The sequence below is a fragment of the Kangiella japonica genome, assembly GCF_039523535.1.
Taxonomy (GTDB): domain Bacteria; phylum Pseudomonadota; class Gammaproteobacteria; order Enterobacterales; family Kangiellaceae; genus Kangiella; species Kangiella japonica.
Genome location: NZ_BAAAFM010000003.1, coordinates 391,149 through 406,497, shown reverse-complemented (window position 1 = coordinate 406,497; position 15,349 = coordinate 391,149). Strand labels below are relative to the sequence as shown.

Below are 15,349 nucleotides of genomic sequence, written 5' to 3'. Positions count from 1 at the left end.
TCATTAAATAAAAATTTAAGCGGAATTGCAGTGAAAATACTGGGTATTGAAACTTCTTGCGACGAAACTGGCGTGGCGATTTATGATTCTGAAAAGGGCATCATCGGCGATGCACTTTATAGCCAAGTCGAGTTACATGCTGAGTATGGTGGCGTGGTGCCAGAACTGGCCTCGCGTGATCATGTACGCAAAACAATTCCTCTCGTTCAAGAGGTTCTCAAACAAGCGAATTGCAACCAAGATGACATCGATGCCATCGCTTATACCAAAGGTCCAGGATTGATTGGCGCTTTGTTCGTCGGAGCTGGCGTTGGCCGTAGCTTGGCTTATGCGTGGGATATCCCTGCTGTTGGCGTGCACCATATGGAAGGCCACTTGTTAGCGCCTATGCTAGAAGATGATAAGCCTGAGTTTCCGTTTGTCGCTTTACTGGTTTCAGGAGGGCATACGCTCTTGGTCGATGTTGAAAACCTAGGGCAATACCATATTTTGGGTGAGTCGATTGATGATGCCGCCGGTGAAGCTTTCGATAAAACTGCAAAAATTATGGGGCTTGGATATCCGGGTGGCCCTGCGCTAGCGAAACTTGCGGAAAAAGGTCGAGCCGGGATTTATAAGCTACCACGCCCCATGACTGATAGACCTGGTTTAGATTTTAGTTTTAGTGGCCTAAAAACCGCGGTGGCTAATTTGTACAACAGTTCTGATAAGTCTGAGCAGTCCCTCGCTGATATTGCTTATGCCTTCCAAGAAGCGGTGGTCGATACCATTTTTATTAAGTGTCGCCGAGCCTTAGAGCAGGCGGGTAGGAATCGGCTTGTTGTGTCGGGCGGTGTCAGCGCTAACGTTGCTTTAAGAGCAAAGCTCAGCGACTTACTCGAGTCGAAGGGTGGTAAAGCTTATTATCCACGACCTAAATTCTGTACCGATAACGGTGCCATGATCGCTTATGCTGGCTTCTGTCGCTATCAGGCAATTCTAAAAGGGCAAGGTGAGTTCGAAGAGCCAGCGGTTAGAGCAAAACCTCGCTGGCCTATTGCAGAGTTAAGTTAACTTTGTGACTATCTTGGTAACCTAACTCGCATAAGTCTCTATAAAGAAATATGCGGTAATCGCAATACTGGCTAGAATCACAACCAGTCTGACATAATGTTGAGAGATGCGGCGCGAAGCGTGCGCCGCTACATAACCGCCAAATAAAGTGCCAACCAATACAATAAACCCTTCATACCAAGCAATTGCGCCGTTATAGATAAACACTGTGGTGGCGATTAGCGATACCACCGAAGAAACCAGAAGTTTAATACCATTCATGGCGTTGATGTCGGTAAAGCCTGCTAGCGCAAGATAGCTGAGGGTGATAACCCCTAGCCCTGCGTTAAAGAAACCACCATAGGTACAAACTCCAAGCAATAAAAGTAATAACAGATAGTTTCCTATCGAAGATGCGTGTTGATGGTGTGAGGTCAGGCGTCGTAGCGTTTGGTTGATGTAACCACCAAAGGTAAAAAAGAAGGTGGCGAATAACAGTAACCAAGGGATCGATTCACGGAACAGTTCTTCGGGTGTCTGCAATAATAACCACGAACCGAGAACGCCACCCACTAAGCTGACGATAATTAGCTTTGGTAACTTTTTCTTTTGTTTCTGAAGATCTTCTTTGAAGGCATAGGCACCGCTTAAATAACCAGCACAAGAAGAAAAGGTGTTGGTAGCGTTGGCGCTAACCGGTGGCACGCCTACGAACAGTAGAGCAGGAAAGGTTAAAAAGCTTCCACCACCAGCAATAGAGTTAAGTACCCCACCAAAGAAACCGGCAGCGAACAGCAACAATAATTCAAACATATACAATCACCTAAGGGTTTTTAATGTTTTAGGCAAAACATAACGTGAATGGTTACACTCGATTTGCGTCATTTATGTCGTGCTTTACGAGGCTAGACGTGTTTTATAAACCGAGTAGGATACCGCTAGTAATAAACAAATCCCCGCAGGGATAAAGAGCGCTTTGAATTTAAGGATACTGAATAAATAAGCTCCTAAAGCCCCGCCAAGCACAAAGCCAACGATGATCAGAATAAACAGTAAAGCTTTGCGTTTATCGAATGGTTCACCCCTTAACTTACCTTCAAGCATAATACCTAAGTCGGTAAAAATACCGGTGACATGAGTCGTACGTACTATGGCACCGCTGTAGGTACTGGCGAATGCGTTTTGTAGCCCACAAGCCGCGGATGCGAGAAAGTGTCCATACAAGGAGTCGTTCATTAAAAAGAAAACTGAAGCAATTAAAAGCGCGGCTTCTAGCATAAGTAGCCCGCTGTAATTGCGCCCTAGCTTAAGAGCACCATCGCGTAGCGTATAACCTGAGACAGAAGCGCCTAAAACAAAACATAAGATAATAAAGGTTAGGTGCAAAACATCAGCCCACGCAAAGTCTGCAATACCCGTGCCTAGAAGTGTGGTGGTGCCTGACAAGTGCGATACGGATTGATGCTTAAACCCTAGAAAGCCAATGGCATTAACCAATCCAGCAATCAAAGCGAGGATAAATGCACCATATTCAACCCATCGGGGCAACTTAGTAATCACATGAGTCCTTTATAAATGAAGCTCTCAAGCTACAGCTATGTAGGTGTATGTTGAGGCTTAAAAGTTTTTATCAATAGTCATGGAGCTAAGTCATTGATTTACTGTGATATTCAGCCTCTCGTGTTCTTAAAATTAAGCGCTTGCATCAAGATTACCAGAATCACCGAGGCTAAGACTAGCCATGCGAAATTGTGCGGTGTTCCATTGTAAAGCAGGGCAAGCAATGGCCCGGCGAAGGCACCGGAGCCAAATCTTAACGTGCCTATTACGGCAGTGGCGGTACCACTTTTTTCGGCGAAGGTATTAAGCACTAGTGCATCGGAGTTGGTGGTGATGAAAGCAAGCGAACCGAGCAAAAGGAAAATCGAGGCGGCGGTAATATAAAGCCCTAGGTCTAATTCTAAAACTGTAAAGAAAAGAGTACCCGTAAATAAAGCGTATACAGAGCCGAAGCGTAGGAGTTTTCGGGAACCAAACCTCTCAACAATGCGGCTATTGATGATATTGCTGATAAATAGCCCGATGACGTTTGCCGCAAACAGAATACTGAATGTTTTTTCATCTGCACCAAAGTGACTAATATAGAGGTATGAGATCGAAGTCAGGTAGCAGAAAAAGGCAAAAGTCGCGAACATCGAGGTGAACAAGTCCAGTCGCACCGATTTGTTTGCAAAAACAGACTTGTAGTTATTGGCGAATTCTCGTAACCATTGTCGGTTTTTCTTCTTCGGCATGCTGCTTGGAAGTTTCCACACCACAAATCCAAGAATAAGCACTGCATAAGCGGCTAATACGAAGAAAATATTTCGCCAGCCCGTAAAGTGAAGAATCAGACTACCAATGCTCGGAGCTATCATCGGTGCAATCATCATGATCATGCTGACGTAAGACAGCCCTTTTGCGGTATGTCGTCCGTACATATCACGAATCACACCGGGCACGACTACTGTGGCGCCGCTACTGATGGCTGCTTGGAAAAAGCGTAACGTTAGGAAACTCTCGATAGACTGTGCAAAAGCTAAGGCAACAGAAAAGAAAGTAAAACCTAATAGTCCAATGATTACTACACTCCGACGTCCAATACGGTCGGCGATTGGACCGAATACGAGCATACCTAAAGCATACCCCGCCATGTATATACTTAATGAATTTTGCACAGCGGTGGGGCTGGTATTGAATTCTTCGGCAATAGTTGGCATCGCCGGCAAGTACATATCGATAGCTAAAGGTGAGATGGCAACGATGGAGGCGAGTAGAGGTAGTAGTCGAAGGGGATTTATAGCTTTATTGTGACTCATTGTTTTGATTTCTATGCCTCGTTTTTACTACGTGATTTTTTGTCAGTGATTTTTCGTTCAGTTCCGTGCCACAGGTTTTTGATGTTCTGGCGATGGCGCCAGGTCAAGATCAAGAACATGGCGAACAACGGGAAAAAATATCTATGGTCGATGTAAAACCCAAAGGCTGCTACCGCAAAACTGGCGAGTAGTGATGCTAGCGATGAGTAGCGGCTAAAAAACGCAGTAACGGCCCAAGTAACTACACAGAACCCTAATAATAATGGCGACAGAGCAACTAAGGCACCGAAGTAGGTTGCCATGCCTTTGCCACCTTTAAAATTAAAATACAGCGGGTATAGGTGGCCAATAAACGCCATAAAGCCAACCCAGCCTAAATTTCGATTATGCAAATCTAGGGCATAACCTATTAGAATGGGAATGATGGCCTTGAGCATGTCACCCAAAAGGGTGAATAACGCGGCTTTTTTCCCTCCAAGCCTTAAAACGTTGGTTGCACCTGGGTTGTTGGAGCCGAAATCACGTGGATCGGGAAGTTGCATGACGCGACATACAATAACTGCACTCGATATTGAGCCGGTTAAGTAAGCCAGTATCCATAGTCCGACAACGCTCCAATCCATCAATTAACCTCTAGCTTTAGGCTAACGTAGATGCTGACAACGATGTTATGGGGTGCACTTTCGATACACATAGTTGCGACTAACTCCATTTCGCAGATTAGCAATTTTTAATGGTTTGGCGCCATTTGACGCGCCACCTTAATTTTTCTTTAGTGTATACAAAAAATTCAAGGATTGATAACAAATTGGCTGGAATTTGATATTCTATCAGACTACTAACTATAACAGTTTGAGAAATCGCGTGGATATTGTTTTTATTGAAGATTTAAAAGTCGATACGGTGATTGGTATTTATGACTGGGAGCGTCAAATTCGCCAAACCATCAGTATTGATCTGGAAATGGCTCATGATATTCAGCCAGCAGCGTTAGAGGATACGATTGACAAGTGTTTAGACTATAAGTCGGTCGCTAAAAGAGTCATCAGTTTTGTTGAGGAGTCCGAGTTTCAGCTGGTCGAGACGCTGGCGGAGAAGATCGCAGAAATCATTCGTACCGAGTTCAATGTCCCGTGGTTAAAATTAAAGTTGAGTAAACCAGGTGCGGTACGTGGTTCTAAGAATGTTGGCGTCTTGATTGAGCGTGGTTCAAAAGGGTAAGCGCCCACTAGGATTATTATGCCAAAGATATATATCAGTATAGGCAGTAACCAGGACGCTGAGAACCGGATTCGATTTGGCGTCGAGCAACTCGGTTATTATTTCTCTGAATTAAAGCTTTCTAAGGTTTATGAAAGTGAAGCTGTGGGTTTCGATGGTGATAACTTTTTGAATCTTGTGGCCTCGGCCAAGACTCAGATGACGGTGTCACAGGTTGACCAAGCCTTTAAGCAGATTGAAAAAGCTGCTGGGCGGATTCGCGGCGAAGCTAAGTTTAGTAACCGAACGCTAGATATCGATCTGTTGCTGTATGATGATTTAGTGTGCGAAAAGCCGGTTCGGCTACCAAGAGGTGAAGTGTTATACCATGCTTTTGTGCTGTTACCTTTGGCTGAAATCGCGCCCGATTTAAAACATCCGGTCGCAGGTAAGACCTATCAGAATTTGTGGCAATCATTCATTAACAAAGACAAACAGCCACTGTGGCCGATTGATTTCGAGTGGCAAATATAAGGAGCAAAGTAGTCATGGCTCGTAGAACGGCATTAATCACTGGGGGAGCGATTCGAGTAGGGCGAGCGATTGCCTTGGCGCTGGCTGAGCATGGCTATAATATTGCACTGCACTACAACCGTTCTTCGCACGAAGCAGTGCAAACAGCGGAAGAGATTAAAAAGTTTGGCGTGAGCGCTAAGCTTTATCAAGCCAATTTAACTGAGCCACAGCAGTGTCACGCATTGGTTGAGCGTGTCAGTAAAGAAAATGATCTCACTATTTTAGTCAACAGTGCCGCTATCTTTCCGGAGACTGACTCCATTTTAGATGGGCTAGCCGACTGGGATGAAGTCATGAATTTGAATCTACGTGCGCCACTTTTACTAGCCGAAGCCTTTGTCGCTAACACGCCTATATCTGGGCACATCATCAACGTCTTGGACGCCCGAATTAAGCGACCAGCCGGCGATCATTTAGTGTATCGATTGTCTAAATCAAGTTTGTGGCACCTGACCGAATCGTTAGCGCTCGATTTAGCACCTAACATTCAAGTGAACGGGGTTGCGCTTGGAGCAATAATGCCACCACCTGGTGCCGATCAAGATCATTTCGAACGTATGAGTGAGAAGATCCCACTTGGCAGAACAGGTTCGCCGAAACTGGTTGGTGAAGCTGTTACATTTTTAGTCGGGCAGGAGTTTATTACGGGCGCTATTCTGCCGATTGATGGTGGTGAGTTTTCTTAATGGAGTTAGATTGCTCATCATACCCCGAATTCTGTCGAAACTTTGAGGATTACCGCAGGAGTCTCACAAAGCAGTGCCAAATCTTAGAGGTTCCATGTCCGGACGAGCATGCAATAGAGGTTAGTTACCAACTAGCTCAGCGTGTTTCGCAACAAATACACTTCCACGGCAAAATTCCTTTTTCGGAATTTATGCAACAAGCCTTATACGCGCCTGGCCTTGGCTATTACAGTGCTGGTAGTCGTAAATTAGGAGTAAGCGGTGACTTTGTCACAGCACCAGAAATTTCCGCCCTCTTTGGGAAAACCTTAGCGTTAAGTGTGCAGCAAGCATGGCAACATACGACTAAAAATATCCTAGAATTCGGCGCAGGCTCTGGTCGATTGATGTGCGATATATTACGCCAATGTGAGGCTGACAGTTGTTTGCCAGACACCTATTCAGTTATGGAAGTGTCAGCTGAATTAAAACAGCGTCAACAAGATTTACTTCGAAAAGAGCTACCTCACCTTTACTCTAAAGTTACTTGGCTAGAACAATTGCCTCAGTCTTTTGATGGCGTAATGCTCGCTAACGAAGTCGCGGATGCCATTCCTTTTGAACTGTTAATGCAGACAGAGCAAGGGCTCACTCAGGGCTTTGTACAAACTGACGCGCAAGGCTTTAGCCTAACCTTTACGCCAACAGATTTTAGTCGCGGTTGGCAAAAGCGACATCAGGATATTTGTCAGCAATGGCCGGATGGCTATTTGGCGGAGGCCTACAACCACCGTTCGGATTGGCTCAGCGCATTGTTAAACTCTCTAAATCAAGGCTGTGTTCTATTACTCGACTATGGTTACGAAGAAGAAGAGCTTTACTCGCCATATCGACCACAGGGCACCCTGCAGTGCTACTACCGTCAGAAAAAACACTCGATGCCGTTGACCCTGTTGGGGCTTCAGGACATTACGGCTTCAGTAAACTTCACACAGTTAGCACATCAAGCGCTAGATTCAGGTGCACAAGTGTTGGGATTTACCAGCCAAGCACAATTTCTCACTCTAAGTGGCATTGAGCGGTTTGTGGCGCAGGATGATGATTCTGATACAATGTCCAGCGCATCCATAGCACAGCAATTACAGACCTTGTTGATGCCTAATGAAATGGGGCAAAACATCAAAGTTCTTGGTTTATCCAAAGGATTTTCTGGAACAGTCTCTGGATTTAATTCTCTCGGAAAACATACAGTATGAAAAAAATAATATTCGCTGGGTTTGCTCTGTTATTCTCACCTTTAGCTTTAGCCGCTTCGGGTAAAGGGGTAAGTTGGTATTGGCTATTGGTCATTGCGGTCGTCATTTCAGCAAGCCTATCAACATTGCTCGTATGGAAAAGTAAAAAACTCAATACCTTCACTTTAAAAGCCGTCGGCTTTGGGGCTTGGTTTTGGTTTATTATTTTTATTGAGGTTATGGTGTATGGGTTTTATGTAGGTCTTACGAAGTAAGTCTGCCCACAGGTCTTTTTTATTTGATACGGCGTTAAAAATGTACTCGATTTCGTCATTTATTAACAATAAACTCCTCATCTCCGTGCATTTTTGCCTTGTCTAAAATAAAAAATCCTATGTGTTTGGATATAAAGACAAGACCTAACGACTGAGCGTCTATTCTTTACGCCCTTTTCTTTGAACCTCAGGTAATACCTTTAGGCACTAAGAAAATGGTAGAGAATATATGAATATAAACAATATAGAGTGATCAATATGGATTGGCTTCAAGCAGTATTTTTAGCATTAATTCAGGGCTTAACTGAGTTTTTGCCAATTTCGAGTTCGGCGCATTTGATTTTGACGTCGAAGATTTTAGGCTGGCAGGATCAGGGCTTGGCCTTTGATGTTGCGGTTCATGTCGGGACATTGATGGCGGTGATGCTTTATTTTCGTAAGGAGATTGCGGAGATGGTCGTTGCTTGGTTTGGTTCAATCTCTGGGAAAGGTTCGACGCCTAATTCTCGACTAGCATGGGCTGTGATCTGGGGTACGGTTCCGGTTGGGCTGTTTGGTCTGTTCTTGGAAGCATTCGATATTGTTGATAACTATTTGCGCACGATACCTGTGATTGCCGCGACAACGATAATTTTTGGTTTGCTGTTAGGTTATGCCGAAACTCGTTATAGCGGTAAGAAACGTCAGGATTTCAAGAGTGAGTATGACTTAAGGTTGCGTGATGTTGTGACCATCGGTATAGCGCAGGCTTTGGCGTTAATTCCAGGAACTTCGCGCTCAGGTATTACCATGACAGCTGCGGCGATGTTAGGTTTTTCTCGAACCGCTGCCGCTCGTTATTCGTTCCTTCTATCGATTCCAGCAATTCTACTTCCAGGTGGCCTCAAGGGGTATCAGCTAGTCGAAGAAGGTGCCAAGTTTGATTGGAGCTTCTTAATTTTGGGTATTGTTGTTTCGGCGATTAGTGCTTTTGCCTGTATTCACTTATTCTTAAAGTGGCTTGAGAAAATCGGTTTTATGCCTTTTGTTTGGTATCGTTTAGCACTGGGAATCGGACTACTAGTACTTTTCTACAGCTAGTCGTATTTGAATTTAGAATGAACAGACAAAAGCGGCTTATTCTTTAGCCGCTTTTTTTATATCTTCAACCGTCGTTTGAATACGTTTTATCCTTTCCCGTTCAATAGCCGTGCCAAGCTTCGCGCCTTCATAACCTTGCTCTATAAGTGGCTGTGCATCTATCTTATAAGATGCTTTATAGCACTCTCGAAGTAAGTCACCTTGTGCATAAGGTTCGTCCTCAAGCCCTAAGCGGCCGTTAAAGTCTGCTTCACAAGCGACAATAAACTGTTCGAGAATAGACTCTTTTTTATAAGCACCGATAGACATTAAGACTTTATGAATGGTTTTGGGGCGAAGCTCAAACATTTTATGACAGTGTAGGTGGAAGCGGGACACCATCACAGCGAGGTTCTCATAGTCTTTTGGTGCTTTGATCCTTCGGCATAAATTTTTAATTAAGGGCACTCCAGCTTCTTCATGACCGCGGTGTTGTGGCCAATATTCTTTTTTGGTCGCACCTTTACCGAGGTCGTGCAGCACGGCAGCAAAACGTACGCTCACATCGTCAGTTTTACGTGCAGCTTGCTCAAGCACCATCAGGGTATGAATCCCTGTATCAATTTCCGGGTGCCACTTTTCTGGGTTGGGGATACCCCACAACACATTGATTTCAGGGAATAAAACCTTTAGCCCACCACAACTACGCAAGACCTCAAAATAGACCTGGGGGGATTGAGTGGTTAAAGCCTTTTTAGTTTCTTGCCACACTCGCTCCGCCGTTAAAAACTCCAGTTCGCCTTGATTCACTAGCTCGGTCATTAGAGCCAAGGTTTCTGGTGCAACGGCAAATCCTAAGTGAGCGAATCGAGCTGCAAAGCGAGCTACGCGCAAGACTCTTAAGGGATCTTCTGCGAAGGCTGGGGAAACATGGCGCAGCACTTTATTTTTCAGGTCATCTTGACCATCAAAGGGATCAATAATAGCGCCATCTTGCGCTTGCGCCATAGCGTTGACGGTCAGGTCGCGACGTTCTAAATCTTGTTCCAGTGTGATCGTTTTAGAAAAATCAACTTCGAAACCTTTATAACCGTGTCCAGACTTACGCTCCGTCCTTGCTAGCGCATACTCCTCACCAGTGCGGGGGTGTAAAAAAACAGGGAAGTCCTTACCGACCTCTTTAAAACCTTGTTGCTGCATCTCTTCGGGGGTAGCACCAACAACTACATAGTCGTGGTCGGTCACTTCAAGGTTTAATAATTGATCGCGTACAGCGCCACCAACTAGGAATATTTCCATAAACTAACGACACACCTGAGTATTTGGATTCTTTGCCATACAGTGTAGCAGGGTGTTGAGCTTGGGATCAGCTTTGTGGCAGTTTTTTACAGTGATACGCTTTTTTAAGGTTTCTAATTCCGTAAGCTTTTCTGCAAACTGCATATCATTTATCTTACTCTGGGCCAGCTCTTGTTCAATCTTCTTTTTATGGGTGGCGAAGTTTTTGCTAAAGTTATCAACCGCTTGTCGGCACATGGAGCTTGATAATGCTTGTGTTTTAAGCGGTCGCGGCATATCCACAATATTCATATTGTCGAGTTTTTGCTGAGTAGCTTTAAGTCCTTTATCTTTGGGTGGTTTGTCTGAAAAGTGTGTATTTCCTTCTTTATCGACCCATTTATAGATTTTAGCTGGACAGCTAAACGCTATCGCACTCATAATCATAAATAGTAATGCTCGATTTCCTGTGAGCCAGCTTGTGATCATAGCAATTGTACCAACATTGGCTTTAGCATATATTACCCATAATCATAGACAAAGCTGAAATAATAGACAATAAACGCTCACAAAGAGTGTGAGCCATTCTTTATGTATAACGATTTTTTTGGATTTAAGAAAACACCTTTTACCATTGCGCCCGATCCCCGCTTTTTGTACATGAGCGAACGGCACCGCGATGCTTTGGCCCACTTACTGTATGGAATCAGTAACGGTGGAGGCTTCGTTATGCTTACTGGAGAAGTCGGCACCGGGAAAACGACGGTTTGTCGCTGCTTATTGGAGCAGTTATCTAGCAACGTTCGTCTAGCCTATATCTTGAACCCAAAGCTAGATGCTATCGAGCTCATGGCGACAATGTGCGACGAGCTGGGAATCGAATATGAGCCGGGTGAAAAAAGTCTAAAGGCATTTACTGATTTATTAAGAGACCGTTTGTTAGAGAACCATGAGCAGGGGCTCAATACGGTTTTGATGATCGATGAAGCACAGAATCTAAGTGTTGAGGTCATGGAGCAAATTCGATTGCTGACCAATTTAGAGACTAACGAACGGAAGCTTCTACAAATTATATTGATTGGGCAGCCCGAGTTACAAGAGTTGCTAGCCAAAAAAGAGTTACGTCAATTAGCACAGCGGATTACAGCAAGATATCACCTTAAACCATTAAGCTTAAAAGAAACGGCTTCCTACATCGAGCACCGACTGCGAGTAGCGGGTATTCAACGCCCATTGATTAAGTCCAGTGCCATTAAGCAAATTTACCAATCAAGTGGTGGCGTTCCTCGTCTTATCAACATCATTACAGACAGAGCTCTGCTGGGAGCCTTTGTTGAGCGCAGAAATACCATTAATGACACAGTGGTCAAAAAAGCGGTGAATGAGGTCTTGGGGAATTATGAAGAAAAGAAATCATCACGAGCTGGTAATAGTCGTTGGTGGTTTGCCGCGGCATCTGTGGTATTCGTCATATTGTTAAGTTATATCGTTGTTAAACAAGCCCTCAAGCCAGCTGATTTTGTCGAGGAAAAGGAGTTATCACAAAACACTGAGAGCAAGACCCAGAGTTCTTCAGGTGTCGATACAATTTCTGAAATGAGATCTCCTCTAGTTCGCGCGACCACGAATGATGAAGTAGCTGAGCAATTTTGGCAGGAGCAAAGCTGGGATCGAACCGGCTTTGTGTCTGCGCGTAATTTATTCGCGCTCTGGGGAGTCAGCTATTACCCTTATCAATCAGGTGAACCGTGCGATTACGCGCTGAATTATAATCTCAACTGTGACTCCGGCAGAGCTGACTGGGCATACATTAAGCAACTAAACCGACCAGTAAACTTAAAGTTCAGCACTGAAACCTCAGGTCACTTTTGGGGGACGCTCAAGGAAATTGATGGTGATTACTTGGTGTTACAGTTTGCTGATAACGAAGTTAGAGTATTGCCTCGTCGGTTAAACCCTTTGTGGCAGGGGGAGTACCAGTTGTTTTGGAAGGCGCCTGATGGTTTTAATGAACATGCTAAAAAGGGGGATTCTGGTGCTACAGTGCGTTGGCTAACAGATGCGATATACAGTATTGACCAGGTGGATATTTCCCCCGCTGATTACTTTAGTCAAAAGGTCGAAGATTGGTTGATTCTGTTTCAAATGGAGAATGGTTTAGTGTCTGATGGGATTCTTGGTAAGCACTCGGTAATTATGATCAATAATCACGTGATAGCTAATATTCCTAAGCTAGTTAATGATCTATCGGTAGCACAAAGAGGAGCGCAATAATGTCTTATATTCTTGATGCTCTGAAAAAAAACAAGCCTGATAACGACAAGGAGCAGGTGCCAGATCTTTCGAGCGACCACGGTGCAGAGCATGACTACCATAATTTCGATGAAGAAAATTCATTGAAGCGATGGCTGTGGCCAAGTGTGGTAATGATATTACTCTTAGTCGTTGCTATTTTATCGTTTATGCTGCTTAACCCTTCGGCTGATGAAGCGTATCAACAGCTTATTCAACGTCAAGTTAACACGAGCATAAACGCTAACAATAGTGATAACGAAAGTGCTGTTTCGACAGTTAATTCTTCCTTAGAAGATAACGATAAAGCAACTATAAGTTCATCGATTAGACAAAATACTTCGATCTCGAAAGACGCTGTGGTGGTGAACAAGCCCCTACAAGTGGCTGAACCTGTGGTACAAAAAGTGACAAGATCTAACCTTTCTGCACAGTCTAAAAAAACGAGTCAACAAAAGGTTAAAACTACTACCACAATGACTAAGTCCGACCTACCTAAAATCATCTACACCACGCACATCTATGCAACTCAGCCGAGCGATCGCTTTGTGATGCTGAATGGCCGAGCCTATTCTGAAGGTGATAAGACGCAGGAAGGTTTTTTGATTAAGGAAATTTTAGAGAACGATCTGTTAATTGTGTATAAAGGCCAGGAGTTTACATTGCCCAGCCTTGAAGATGTTAACGCGAACGACTAATGCAGACTAATAGGTCCAGCGAGCATTGCGCCGTACGGGTGCATTAAGCCAAAGCGCTAGGTACATATCACTACTGAATTTATCATCCTGCTCAGACAATACACCCTTGCGGATAAAGTCCTCATGCAACATATCTAAAACTAAATCTAAGCCTAAAGCGTTATATTGGGCATTATTTTTCTGATACAGCTTTAGCAAACCCGAGAGTAACTCTTTCTTGCTGGTGAACTGCACTTTAAACGTTTTTCCAGTTTGTCCATCTTTGATTGCAGTTTGAGATGGTTCGAGTGGACGGGGAACGTGTTGTCTCACTTTGTCATCAACATATTCAGCATATTCATAGCTCGAGCGAACAGATAATAATAAGTCCTTGTCTCGTTTATCGATCAAATCTGTTTCTTCATCTGGTGTCTCTGGCTCTTCTTTTTCTTTTTGAAGTTCGGCAAAGTTAATCACACTATCCGTGCCAATTAAGTCTTTGAAGTAGGCCGTTTCTTTATTGTCAGCATTTGGTAAACATTTCCAATACGGAATATACTCATACTTACCTAAAGTTTCTATCATCCCCCATTCAATCAGCAATCGAATCGCTTTGTGGCGCGCATCGACGATAGAATGAGACACGGCGTAACCGAGAGAGTTACCGTCTACGCTAATGCCATAGCTACGGTCATGACCACGTTGAAATAATTGAACCGTATTGGTTGCGCTGCTGTGGTTAACGATATCGCCAACGAAACCATGCGCTGTATAAAAGTCCATGGTCATGCGGGCGGTATTTTTGTCATCAAATCGACTAAATTCAAAATCAGTCTCGCCACTACCTCCACCAACTTCGACCGATGCATCACGTGAGCGACGTGCGTTTCGGATAAAGCGATCATACTCGGTTAAAGCACCATAAATTTGAATGGTATCTTGACGGTAATGACTGGCTCCATAAGTATTGAAAAAAGGGTCTTTTTTGCCTGGAGTAGCGCCGTACTGGTAAGCACTGATGATTTCATTATCTTTTGGGATATGAACTATTCGTATTGGGCCCCCAATTTTCGAGGCTATGCTTAAAGTCATATTAGTGAAATCGTTGGGGATTTCACTATTAGGGTATTGAACGGTTGAAATATTGGTCGCATCGTTTACCGAAACAATTGCTATGCGTAATGGATCAACAGTGCCATTCCCTGCGGCGTAACGATACTCGGTTAGCATATCCCCAAAGCAACTTAAGTAGTCCGTAGCGACGGTTTTAGTTGGTTTTGGCATCTCCAACTTTTTGGAAAACTCTGTCGTTGACGTGGACACTGCACAGCCATTAATCACGGCAGCCACACTGATGACTAAAAGTCCTTTTTTCATCATTCCCCCCCTAGTCTTAACGTTTAATAGCTATCGGAAAACCTGAGCCATCGTTATAAATTATTAGCTCGTCGGCATTGACGCCAGGTAACACAAACACACTACCACTTGCTGTTGGTATGATGTATTCGTCTAAATCTTGTAGGATATCGCTACCCTCGCGGATTGATTTTTTAACAGTACCGATAATATCGGCCTTGATGTATTGAATGTTTACCAGGTCGGCACCGTAGCGACCATAAAAGCTGGTGGCTTTACCGTTTAGACCCTTTGCCTGATAGCGTTCATTGGCCTCTGTTTCGGCTGGTAAAAATATAAGTGCATGGAAGACACTAAGAAAACAAATACTCTTCAAAAGCATTTTCTTGTCTCGTCCTCCATGAAGAACAGATAAGCGTTTTGTGTTCATAATTGTCTCCTTAATGTTTCCATGCGGCTGGTAGTGACCAGTTTATGAATATGACCTACAGACCATATCCAGCGTTAATCACAACAGAGCCTGCGTTTGCTGCACCAAATGCTAGTGCATTGCGGCTTTTGTTATCGATAACAGTTTTTTTACGGCAAGGGCAGCCATTCACAACGACTGAACCTGCATTGGCACGTTTGCCGGCTGCGTAGATAAAGCCACCTTCAAGGGTTGTGCCATCGAAGCTTCCCGCTGCTGCAAATAATTCACCGCCAACTGCTGTTGCGTTTCGTGAATCATTCTTTACAACAAGTTTGCCACGCTCATGCGCCGCTGCTGCTGTGCTTGCTACTGCAATTACTGCAGCAATTGATAAAGTAGTTAATAATTTCATGATAATCTCCAAATATTTTTAT

General features: G+C 44.0%; 18 protein-coding genes. 9 read left to right on the top strand and 9 right to left on the bottom strand.

Annotated elements, in window-relative coordinates; translation table 11 throughout:
* The first annotated feature begins 30 nt into the window (after nt 1-30).
* Nucleotides 31-1,053, top strand: coding sequence for a tRNA (adenosine(37)-N6)-threonylcarbamoyltransferase complex transferase subunit TsaD (gene tsaD, locus ABD128_RS05285; protein WP_343987588.1), 1,023 nt, complete (start codon nt 31-33; stop codon nt 1,051-1,053).
* Between the two features lie 21 nt (nt 1,054-1,074).
* Here the strand turns inward: tsaD and ABD128_RS05280 are convergent, their stop codons facing one another.
* The 4 genes from ABD128_RS05280 to plsY form a co-directional block, all read right to left on the bottom strand.
* Complete coding sequence (locus tag ABD128_RS05280; RefSeq protein WP_343987585.1) at nt 1,075-1,845, bottom strand: sulfite exporter TauE/SafE family protein; 771 nt, start codon at nt 1,843-1,845, stop codon at nt 1,075-1,077.
* Between the two features lie 84 nt (nt 1,846-1,929).
* Nucleotides 1,930-2,592, bottom strand: coding sequence for a YoaK family protein (locus tag ABD128_RS05275; RefSeq protein WP_343987582.1), 663 nt, complete (start codon nt 2,590-2,592; stop codon nt 1,930-1,932).
* A gap of 110 nt (nt 2,593-2,702) precedes the next feature.
* Nucleotides 2,703-3,890 (bottom strand): multidrug effflux MFS transporter, encoded by a 1,188-nt coding sequence (locus tag ABD128_RS05270; RefSeq protein WP_343987579.1) that lies wholly within the window; start codon nt 3,888-3,890, stop codon nt 2,703-2,705.
* Between the two features lie 11 nt (nt 3,891-3,901).
* Nucleotides 3,902-4,513 (bottom strand): glycerol-3-phosphate 1-O-acyltransferase PlsY, encoded by a 612-nt coding sequence (plsY, locus tag ABD128_RS05265; RefSeq protein WP_343987576.1) that lies wholly within the window; start codon nt 4,511-4,513, stop codon nt 3,902-3,904.
* 241 nt (nt 4,514-4,754) lie between these two features.
* On the opposite strand from plsY, the gene folB reads away from it, so the two are divergent.
* From folB to ABD128_RS05235, 6 genes are all read left to right on the top strand, one after another.
* A complete protein-coding gene (folB, locus tag ABD128_RS05260) occupies nt 4,755-5,111 on the top strand; it encodes a dihydroneopterin aldolase (RefSeq protein WP_343987573.1) in 357 nt (118 codons plus the stop codon).
* 18 nt (nt 5,112-5,129) lie between these two features.
* Nucleotides 5,130-5,624 (top strand): 2-amino-4-hydroxy-6-hydroxymethyldihydropteridine diphosphokinase, encoded by a 495-nt coding sequence (gene folK, locus ABD128_RS05255; protein WP_343987570.1) that lies wholly within the window; start codon nt 5,130-5,132, stop codon nt 5,622-5,624.
* Nucleotides 5,625-5,638: 14 nt separating this feature from the next.
* On the top strand, nt 5,639-6,352 hold the full coding sequence (locus ABD128_RS05250) for an SDR family oxidoreductase (protein WP_343987567.1): 714 nt from the start codon (nt 5,639-5,641) through the stop codon (nt 6,350-6,352).
* Nucleotides 6,352-7,587 carry a class I SAM-dependent methyltransferase gene (locus tag ABD128_RS05245; protein WP_343987564.1) on the top strand — a complete coding sequence of 412 codons (1,236 nt, stop codon included), beginning with the start codon at nt 6,352-6,354 and terminating at the stop codon, nt 7,585-7,587. The genes ABD128_RS05250 and ABD128_RS05245 overlap by 1 nt, the downstream gene beginning before the upstream one ends.
* Nucleotides 7,584-7,841 (top strand): hypothetical protein, encoded by a 258-nt coding sequence (locus tag ABD128_RS05240; RefSeq protein WP_343987561.1) that lies wholly within the window; start codon nt 7,584-7,586, stop codon nt 7,839-7,841. Before ABD128_RS05245 ends, ABD128_RS05240 begins: the two co-directional genes overlap by 4 nt.
* Nucleotides 7,842-8,099: 258 nt before the next feature.
* A complete protein-coding gene (locus tag ABD128_RS05235; protein WP_343987558.1) occupies nt 8,100-8,921 on the top strand; it encodes an undecaprenyl-diphosphate phosphatase in 822 nt (273 codons plus the stop codon).
* A gap of 36 nt (nt 8,922-8,957) precedes the next feature.
* On the opposite strand, the gene ABD128_RS05230 is transcribed toward ABD128_RS05235, so the two are convergent.
* Together ABD128_RS05230 and ABD128_RS05225 are read right to left on the bottom strand one after the other, a co-directional pair.
* Nucleotides 8,958-10,199, bottom strand: coding sequence for a multifunctional CCA addition/repair protein (locus tag ABD128_RS05230; protein WP_343987555.1), 1,242 nt, complete (start codon nt 10,197-10,199; stop codon nt 8,958-8,960).
* 3 nt (nt 10,200-10,202) lie between these two features.
* The gene (locus ABD128_RS05225) at nt 10,203-10,667 is read right to left on the bottom strand and encodes a DUF4124 domain-containing protein (protein WP_343987552.1); all 465 of its coding nucleotides are present in this window, start codon (nt 10,665-10,667) and stop codon (nt 10,203-10,205) included.
* 102 nt (nt 10,668-10,769) lie between these two features.
* On the opposite strand from ABD128_RS05225, the gene ABD128_RS05220 reads away from it, so the two are divergent.
* Nucleotides 10,770-12,452, top strand: coding sequence for an ExeA family protein (locus tag ABD128_RS05220; RefSeq protein WP_343987549.1), 1,683 nt, complete (start codon nt 10,770-10,772; stop codon nt 12,450-12,452).
* The gene (locus ABD128_RS05215; RefSeq protein WP_343987546.1) at nt 12,452-13,168 is read left to right on the top strand and encodes a general secretion pathway protein GspB; all 717 of its coding nucleotides are present in this window, start codon (nt 12,452-12,454) and stop codon (nt 13,166-13,168) included. The genes ABD128_RS05220 and ABD128_RS05215 overlap by 1 nt, the downstream gene beginning before the upstream one ends.
* Nucleotides 13,169-13,174: 6 nt before the next feature.
* Here the strand turns inward: ABD128_RS05215 and ABD128_RS05210 are convergent, their stop codons facing one another.
* From ABD128_RS05210 to ABD128_RS05200, 3 genes are read right to left on the bottom strand one after another with little or no spacing between them, the layout of a single operon-like run.
* Nucleotides 13,175-14,527: a hypothetical protein gene (locus ABD128_RS05210; protein WP_343987542.1), complete on the bottom strand. Its 1,353-nt coding sequence runs from the start codon at nt 14,525-14,527 to the stop codon at nt 13,175-13,177.
* Between the two features lie 13 nt (nt 14,528-14,540).
* Nucleotides 14,541-14,933, bottom strand: coding sequence for a hypothetical protein (locus tag ABD128_RS05205; RefSeq protein ID WP_343987540.1), 393 nt, complete (start codon nt 14,931-14,933; stop codon nt 14,541-14,543).
* Nucleotides 14,934-14,988: 55 nt separating this feature from the next.
* Nucleotides 14,989-15,327, bottom strand: coding sequence for a hypothetical protein (locus ABD128_RS05200; RefSeq protein WP_343987538.1), 339 nt, complete (start codon nt 15,325-15,327; stop codon nt 14,989-14,991).
* Nucleotides 15,328-15,349: the final 22 nt, after the last annotated feature.

Bases quoted from the DNA above. Each gene is read 5' to 3' on its own strand.
- ABD128_RS05280 (WP_343987585.1), bottom strand. From the start codon at position 1,845: ATGTTTGAATTATTGTTGCTGTTCGCTGCCGGTTTCTTTGGTGGGGTA.
- ABD128_RS05220 (WP_343987549.1), top strand. From the start codon at position 10,770: ATGTATAACGATTTTTTTGGATTTAAGAAAACACCTTTTACCATTGCG.
- plsY (WP_343987576.1), bottom strand. From the start codon at position 4,513: ATGGATTGGAGCGTTGTCGGACTATGGATACTGGCTTACTTAACCGGC.
- ABD128_RS05245 (WP_343987564.1), top strand. From the start codon at position 6,352: ATGGAGTTAGATTGCTCATCATACCCCGAATTCTGTCGAAACTTTGAG.
- ABD128_RS05205 (WP_343987540.1), bottom strand. From the start codon at position 14,933: ATGAACACAAAACGCTTATCTGTTCTTCATGGAGGACGAGACAAGAAA.
- ABD128_RS05210 (WP_343987542.1), bottom strand. From the start codon at position 14,527: ATGATGAAAAAAGGACTTTTAGTCATCAGTGTGGCTGCCGTGATTAAT.
- ABD128_RS05235 (WP_343987558.1), top strand. From the start codon at position 8,100: ATGGATTGGCTTCAAGCAGTATTTTTAGCATTAATTCAGGGCTTAACT.
- ABD128_RS05250 (WP_343987567.1), top strand. From the start codon at position 5,639: ATGGCTCGTAGAACGGCATTAATCACTGGGGGAGCGATTCGAGTAGGG.
- ABD128_RS05270 (WP_343987579.1), bottom strand. From the start codon at position 3,890: ATGAGTCACAATAAAGCTATAAATCCCCTTCGACTACTACCTCTACTC.
- ABD128_RS05200 (WP_343987538.1), bottom strand. From the start codon at position 15,327: ATGAAATTATTAACTACTTTATCAATTGCTGCAGTAATTGCAGTAGCA.
- ABD128_RS05215 (WP_343987546.1), top strand. From the start codon at position 12,452: ATGTCTTATATTCTTGATGCTCTGAAAAAAAACAAGCCTGATAACGAC.
- ABD128_RS05230 (WP_343987555.1), bottom strand. From the start codon at position 10,199: ATGGAAATATTCCTAGTTGGTGGCGCTGTACGCGATCAATTATTAAAC.
- ABD128_RS05225 (WP_343987552.1), bottom strand. From the start codon at position 10,667: ATGATCACAAGCTGGCTCACAGGAAATCGAGCATTACTATTTATGATT.
- folK (WP_343987570.1), top strand. From the start codon at position 5,130: ATGCCAAAGATATATATCAGTATAGGCAGTAACCAGGACGCTGAGAAC.
- ABD128_RS05240 (WP_343987561.1), top strand. From the start codon at position 7,584: ATGAAAAAAATAATATTCGCTGGGTTTGCTCTGTTATTCTCACCTTTA.